The 7,534-nt window shown below is 36.9% G+C and carries 8 protein-coding genes; 4 read left to right on the top strand and 4 right to left on the bottom strand.

Going from position 1 to position 7,534, the window contains the following annotated elements:
* The 4 genes from mreC to WC906_04630 all read left to right on the top strand — a co-directional run.
* Positions 1-739, top strand: a 739-nt coding sequence (gene mreC / locus WC906_04645) for a rod shape-determining protein MreC (GenBank protein MFA5777701.1), incomplete at its 5' end; no start/stop codon positions are given.
* Positions 740-1,270: a rod shape-determining protein MreD gene (gene mreD / locus WC906_04640; protein ID MFA5777700.1), complete on the top strand. Its 531-nt coding sequence runs from the start codon at positions 740-742 to the stop codon at positions 1,268-1,270.
* The gene (gene mrdA / locus WC906_04635; GenBank protein ID MFA5777699.1) at positions 1,271-3,166 is read left to right on the top strand and encodes a penicillin-binding protein 2; all 1,896 of its coding nucleotides are present in this window, start codon (positions 1,271-1,273) and stop codon (positions 3,164-3,166) included.
* Between the two features lie 73 nt (positions 3,167-3,239).
* The gene (locus WC906_04630; protein MFA5777698.1) at positions 3,240-3,515 is read left to right on the top strand and encodes a co-chaperone GroES; all 276 of its coding nucleotides are present in this window, start codon (positions 3,240-3,242) and stop codon (positions 3,513-3,515) included.
* Positions 3,516-3,600: 85 nt separating this feature from the next.
* Here the strand turns inward: WC906_04630 and WC906_04625 are convergent, their stop codons facing one another.
* From WC906_04625 to priA, 4 genes are all read right to left on the bottom strand, one after another.
* Positions 3,601-4,398, bottom strand: a complete 798-nt coding sequence (locus WC906_04625; protein ID MFA5777697.1) for a rhodanese-like domain-containing protein — start codon at positions 4,396-4,398, stop codon at positions 3,601-3,603.
* A gap of 98 nt (positions 4,399-4,496) precedes the next feature.
* Positions 4,497-5,453: a methionyl-tRNA formyltransferase gene (gene fmt / locus WC906_04620; protein MFA5777696.1), complete on the bottom strand. Its 957-nt coding sequence runs from the start codon at positions 5,451-5,453 to the stop codon at positions 4,497-4,499.
* 2 nt (positions 5,454-5,455) lie between these two features.
* Positions 5,456-5,887, bottom strand: coding sequence for a peptide deformylase (gene def, locus WC906_04615; protein MFA5777695.1), 432 nt, complete (start codon positions 5,885-5,887; stop codon positions 5,456-5,458).
* Positions 5,888-5,894: 7 nt separating this feature from the next.
* Positions 5,895-7,534, bottom strand: a 1,640-nt coding sequence (gene priA, locus WC906_04610) for a primosomal protein N' (GenBank protein ID MFA5777694.1), incomplete at its 5' end; no start/stop codon positions are given.

Genomic DNA, 7,534 nt, shown 5'->3' with positions numbered 1-7,534 from the left:
TATTTTTTTTAACCCATACAATTTTTTTAATCCGATCCGCTCGGTATTTTTTGTTATCTTTTCCCCTTTTCAGAAAGTTGCATACGGATTAACTTTTGAAGTATTGGAAATTAGAAATTTTTTGTCTTCTATCGGACAGCTTAAGAATGAAAATGAGAGGCTTATAAAAGAAAATAGAGAGTTTCTTGCGGAAAAATCAGGGCTAGAAGAAATGGGGAGGGAAAATGAAATTTTGCGCCGAGAACTTAAGCTTCTTCCAAAAGAAAAATTTAATCTGGAGGGAGGCTCGGTAACAAGCCAGGATTTTTATGGCCAAGGCGATTGGTTGGAAATTGATAAAGGCAGCAACAGCGGAATTGAAAAAGAAATGCCGGTAGTTGTTGATTCTGGGATATTGATAGGAAAAATTGGTGAAGTTTATCCCACTACTTCAAAAGTGATTCTCCTTAGTAGTCCAGAAAGCGCGGTTAATGCCATTGACTCCAAAACTGATTCTAAGGGCGTGGTCAGGGGGGAATATGGGCTGGGAGTTATTATGGATATGGTTTTGCAAAGCGAGTCTCTTAATCGGGGAGATGACATAATAACATCTGGAATAGGAAAGGGATTTCCTCGCGGACTTTTGATAGGCAAAGCCCAGGAAATCGGATCTTCAGGAGATAAGCTTTTTAAAAGAGCCATAATTTCTTCTCCAGTTGATTTCTCTCGTTTGCGATTTGTTTTCGTTATAAAAAATTAGATGAAAAAAAATATTTTTATACTTCTAATTATTATTCTAACGGTTATTTTTCAAACTAGCGTTATTCCTCTTTGCTTTTCAGAAAGAAATATTCCTGACTTTGTTCTGATTGAGATGGTTTCCGCAGTCGCTGTTTTTGGATTTCAGCTAACCTGGATATGGGTAATAATAGCAGGAATAATTTTGGATCTTTTTTCTTTTAGCGCTCTAGGGTTTAACGTCTTTCCATTCATTTTTTTTTCTTACGCTACAAGTTTTTTTTCACGCAGGCTGATTCTAGGCGAAAAAATAGGAGGAATTTTAGTGGGTACTATTTTTGTTTTTCTTATGACTTTTTTGAATAATTTTTGGATTCAATTGATTGGCGCCGGATTTAAATTCCAAAAAATACAGGAAATCAATGGTTTTTTCTTAGAAAGCACGGGGTGGAAAATGATTTTAAATCTGATTTTATTTTTCCTCTGCATATTATTTTTTAAAAGGATTAAAAAGAAACTTTCTCCGTCTAATAATTTATTATTGGAAAAATAAATGTTTGGCAGTAAAAGAAATAGAACAAAATTATCAAAAGGAATTGAATTGGAAGATTATCTTTTTTCCGTTTCCAAAGAAGAATCAGCTAGAATTGAGATTCCTTTAGAAAAAAATAAAATGGGAATATTCTGGGCCGTTATTCTCGTATTTATGGTTATTTTGGGGTCGCGAATCTTTTATCTTAATATTGTAAAAGAAACTTATTACAAGGAAATCGCCAAGGAAAATAGCATTCGTTCTGTTTCCGTAAAAGCTCCCAGGGGGAAGATAATGGACAGATTTGGGAATGCTTTGGTGAATAATATTCCCAGTGTGGATGCAACTGCGATTCCCGCTAATCTTCCGGAAGATTCCGACGGACTTAAAAAACTATCCGTAGAGCTTTCTCGGATCCTATCTATCAGCGAAGAAGATTTGCTGGCCAAAGTTATTTCAGTAGAAAGTTCCTCTCTGAGCCCTATCCTCATAAAAGAAAATATTTCCCAGGAAGAGCATCTATCGCTTGAAGAAAAAAAATCTGATTTTCCGGGAATTTTTACCGACAAGACGGCCATTCGTGAATATGTCGATAGCTCTATTTTTTCCCATATTCTGGGATATGTCGGAAAAATTGACAAAAAAGAGCTGGCTGATAACAGTGATTATTTTCTTACGGACTACATGGGAAAACAGGGAGTGGAAAAAACATACGAAAAATATTTGAAGGGGAAAAATGGGGCAGTAAAAGTCGAAGTTGACTCATTGGGTAATGTGAAGAAGGAGAGGGGGATAATAAATCCTGAAGCAGGGAATGACTTGGTTTTGGGAATTGACTATGAACTTCAGAAAAAAATTTATGATGAATTAAGCAAGGTTCTGGAAACAACTGACACGCGAACAGCTGCGGCAGTAGCGATTGATCCAAAAAATGGAGAAGTCCGGGCGATGGTAAGCCTTCCCAGTTTTGATAATAATATTTTCTCTGGAAGAATTTCACAGGAAGATTATTCGAAATTAATCAGTGATCCTGCCAAACCTCTTTTTAATAGGGCGATTTCTGGAGAATATCCTCCCGGATCTACCATAAAACCACTGATAGCCTCGGCTGCGCTTTCGGAAGGAGTTATTGCGCCTTCAACGATTATTAATGGATTGGGAGGGTCGCTTAATATCGGGAATTTTCATTTTGGCGATTGGAAAGTGCACGGACCAAGCGATGTGCGTATGGCAATTGCCGAGAGTAATGATATTTTCTTTTATACTATCGGCGGCGGTTATGGAAATATTCAAGGATTGGGAATGGATAGAATGAAAAAATATGAAAATCTATTTGGCTGGGGAGATATATTGGGAATTGATATTCCTGGAGAATCATCCGGTTTTGTTCCTGACACGCAGTGGAAGCTGGATAAATTGGGAGAAAGATGGTACACGGGAGATGATTATCATTGTGCCATTGGGCAAGGCTTCATCAGAGCAACACCGCTTCAAATTGCGAATTATATAGCTGCGATTGCTAACGGAGGAACCCTGTATCAGCCGCGCGTAGTTTCTAAAATTATTAATAATAATGATGAAACTATAAATAATTCAGCGGTTGTGATTAGGGATAAATTTATAAGTCCGGAAATTTTAAAAGTAGTACAAGAGGGGATGAGAGAAACTGTTGTTTCAGGAACGGCGCAGACTCTTAAGGATCTTCCTGTTGAATCGGCCGGAAAAACCGGTACGGCTCAATTTGGGAGTGAAGACAAGACTCATGCTTGGTTTGCTTCCTACGCTCCTTATAATAATCCGGAACTGGCCATGATTGTTCTGGTGGAAGGCGGAGGAGAAGGGCATTCCAGCGCCTTGCCCGTGACAAATGAAGTCTACAAGTGGTATTTCGGGGAAAGAAACAAACAAAAAAATTAGCAATCATATCGGTTGACTGCTAAATTATTTCTGTTATAATTAATACTGTTAAATATTAGATGAATTAAAAACTATGAAAGAAATAAAAGTAAAACCGCTAGGAGACAATGTTTTGATTAAGCCGGAGAAAGCGGACAAAAAAACAGGATCCGGAATTTTTCTTCCCGAATCGGCATCCGAAGAAAGGCCGCAACAAGGAAAAGTAATCGAGATCGGAGAGAGCAAAGATATCCAAGCGAAGAAGAATCAAAAAGTTATCTTCAAAAGATACAGCGGAACAGAAGTGAAGATTGAAGGCGAGGAATATTTGATCGTGAAGAATGAAGATATTCTGGCGGTTGTTGAATAGAATTGTAAAAAATGATAATCAAAAATACCTCCCGAAGGGGGTATTTTTTTATTTGTAAATTTGTAATCGATTTGTAGATTTGTAGTTATTTTACAATTTCAAATCCTTTGTCTTTCCAGCTCGTCAATCCGCCTTTCAAGACTTTTACTAGCATAAATCCCAGATCGTAAAGGCGGACGCCGGCCTGGAATCCTTGAAATTCCGTGTCTCCATAAATATATATTTCTTTTGAGAAAGGTATTTTATCCGCCGATTTTTCCAGCTCGTCAAGAAAAATATTTTCCGCTCCAAAAATATGCCCGTCATCAAATGATTGTTTGGGTCTCATGTCGATAATATATTTAGGGTAATTTTTATTCTCAACTATTGCTTTAAGATCTTCCGGCGCAATGTAGTTTATTTTTGAATTATCGACAAATGAGTTGGGATTTCCGATCGATATAGTTCCTCCCCCAATATTTTTCCAAGCATCAAACCCTCCTTTTAAAATAAAAAAATTGTAATATTTATTTTTCTTCAGATAGTCGATTATCTTTGTATATTCTTCATCTTCAGTTGAATAACCGACAATTATTATGGTTTTTTCTTTAGATATCGCGTTTATCGATTCCTCCGAAACTGCGTTTATGGAATTCGCCAAATGCTCCATAGCATAGTCATCCGACGAGCGTATGTCTAAAATTTTCAAATCTTCACTGCTTTTTAGTTTATTTTTAAAATCTTCAGAAGTAATTTTGGGATAGTTCAATATTTTTTGCTCAATTTCATTTTCGGAATTTTTCTTGAATAATTCGGATCGGAAAAAGGTAAAGATAAAGACCATGGCGATTAGAGCTACGCCAATGAGGATTACCTTGTTGTTACTTTTGTCGTTTAGTTCCATAGTATTTTGAATCACGAATTATGAATCACGAATTATGCAAATTTATTTTATAGGGTTTTTTAATTTAGTGTCTTAATTCATGATTCATAATTCGTGATTCACTTCAGATTGCTTCCAACAAAGTCTTTGTATCCGTTGATGAAATCTTTAATACTCGCTGGATTTTTCCCTTCCAATTGGACTTCTTCCAATATTATCGAACCTTTCGCTGCCTTTACTTTTATTTCTCCGTTTAATTCAAACACTTCTCCTATTCCATATTTCACGTCAGGCTTATTGTTATCCAGCCTTATTTTTTTAATTTTGATGCGAAGAATTCCATTTTCTTTTTTCCAAACAGAGAAAATCCCCGGCCAAGGCTGAAAAGCGCGATACTTGTTGTATATATCCTGGGCGTTAGAATTCCAGAAAATATGCCCGTCTTCTCTTTCAATAAGCTGGCAATAGGTGGCTTTTGTTTCATCTTGCTCAAAAGGCTTAATTTTTCCATCCACCCAAAGCGGGATAGTTTCTAAAATCAGTTTTGCGCTAATGGGCGCAATTTTTTTGGTTAGTGTTTCTGTTGTTTCATCCGGATAAATTTGGAATTTTGTCTGCACAAGAATATCTCCGTGATCCATTTTCTCATTCATAAGCATTATCGTTACTCCGGTTTCTCTTTCTCCGACAAGGATTGCATTTTGAATAGGGGATGGTCCGCGGAATTTTGGAAGAAGGGAAGGATGGATATTGATGCTTTTATATTTTGGAATTTCCAAAATTTCTTTGGGAATAATTTTTCCATAAGCGGCGACTATGATTAAATCAGGATTCAGCTCTTTTGTTTTTTTGATCAATTCTTCGTCTAGTTTTTTCGGTTGGAGGACGGGAATTTTTTGTTTCTCTGCGAATTCTTTCACTGGCCCGATCCTTAACTCCTGCTTTCTGCCGGCTTTTTTGTCCGGCTGGGTAATGACTGCCAAGACGCGGTATTTTTCCCTGACAATTGAAGCCAAAATTTCTTTGGCAAAGTCAGAGGTGCCCATGAAAATTATTTTTATATTTTCTTTTTCCATACTTACTTTCTTTTAATAAAGACAATTCCGTCCAGATGGTCGATTTCGTGTTGCATTATCCTGGCCAGGAGGCCCTCAGCTTTTTTCTTTGTTTCTTTTCCTTCTTCATCGACGTATCTAACTTTAATTTTTGCCGATCTTTTGACGGGAAAAAATTGTCCCGGAAAACTCAAGCATCCTTCTTCACTGATTTCTTTTTCTCTAGAATAAGAAGTGATTTTCGGATTGATTAAAGCAAAAACATCCCCGCTATATTGAATAGTGCAGATACGAAGCGATTCTCCGACTTGAGGCGCAGCCAGTCCGGCTCCATCCGCTTTTTCCATAGTTTCTTTCATTCCCTTGATAAGCTTTTGGATTTCTTCGTCAAGCGGTTTTTTCACCTTCTTAGTTTTTTTGTCGAGTATTTTGTTGGGGTATAAGATTATTTCCATAGTGTTGTTAATTTATGTTTATCGGATCAACATCGATAACCCATTCGCTTCCGAGATTTTTGAGGGTTCTGTTCAATTCCTCTGGGATTTCCAGGCAACTTAATTTTATCACAATCTGATGGCGAAATTTGTCCCGAACCTTGGAAAGCTGGGGAGTGAATGGCTGAAAAACGGAAATATTTTTGTCTCTTTCTGAAAGAATCTTCATTCTTCCAAAAATAAAAGCGGATTCTTTCTCGATATTAGCTTTAAAAAATGTTCGAAGAGTCAATTTTATCATTCTGGAAAAAGGAGGATATTTCAACGCTTTCCTTTGCTCAATTTCGTTTTCATAAAATTTTTCAAATTCAGATCCGGCTATTGATTTTATTACCGGATGTTCGGCGCTGTATGTCTGGATAACTAATTTCGTATTTTGGCCGTCCCTGGTCTTTTGAAGCGCCCCTGACAAGATTTGGAAAGCTTTTTCGTCAGAATTATATTCCGAAAAACTGAGCAAGTCGTCGGCGTTTATGATACCAATCAATCCCAATTTGGGCAAATCCCAGGCTTTCAAAATTGTCTGCGTCCCTATTATTATATCAAATTTTCCGGAATTTATCTCGCTGATCAGATTTTGTTGGTCGTTCCTGCTTTTCAGCGATTCAAAATCAATGAGTTTTGTTTTGGCTCCCGGAAATATTTTCTTGATTTCTCTTTCGATGGCCTGATTTCCAATCCCGACATTTTTAAATTCAGTCCCTTTGCATTTCGGGCATTTGGCAAAAATATCGGTTTTATAGGTACAATGCAGACAGCGGTAGACTCCGCTTTTGTCATAGATAAGCGCCCTTTCGCACCTGGGACAGCGTAGAACTTCTTTGCAACTGGCACAGACAGAAAAAGAACTCATCCCGCGCTTGCTTACAAACAAAAATACCTGTTTTCCATATTTAAGCGTAAATACGATTTCCGAAACCAATTTTTTGCTTAGCAAAATATCTTTTCTCTTTTTGCCGTCTCTGCTCCAGCCTTCTTTTCTCAAATCTATAATTTCCGCAGAATCTTGAATCTTGAATCTTGAATCTTGGATTTTATTAGAAATTAGGCAATTAGGTGAATTAGAAATTTTATAATATGTTTCAATACTCGGAGCAGGCGAGGATAAGACTAATTTTGCTCTATGCAACTTGGCCAATTTTTCTGCCACTTTAACGGCATTATATCGCGGATTCATATCCCATTGCTTATAAGAAATATCTTGTTCTCCATCAACAATTATTAAGCCTAAATTATTGAAAGGCGCGAAAACTGCCTGGCGGGTGCCGATAATAATTTTCGCTTCGCCTCCGTCAGCTGGCGGATTTATTTTCTGATAACTGGCGTATAATTCTCCTTTGGTCATTTTGCTATGGAAAAGCGCGATTGAATTTTCGTCGAAATATTCTTTGATAATATCCAGCGCTTCATAGGAGATAGGAATTTCAGGAACAAGAATTAGTGTTTGTCTTTTGGACTTTATGGTTTTATTTATTAATTCCAAATAAATTTCTATTTTCTCTCTTCCGGCAATAAGTAGAGATGAATCATGAATCATGAATTTTGAATCATGGCCTATTATTTTTTTGACTATGTCTTTTTGTTCATCACTCAAGTCTACTTTTTTTA

Source organism: Parcubacteria group bacterium (assembly GCA_041657845.1).
Classification (GTDB): domain Bacteria; phylum Patescibacteriota; class Minisyncoccia; order Moranbacterales; family JAKLHP01; genus JAKLHP01.
The sequence above is the reverse complement of the archived record's forward strand: the minus strand, read 5'-3'. Positions and strand labels throughout refer to the sequence as shown.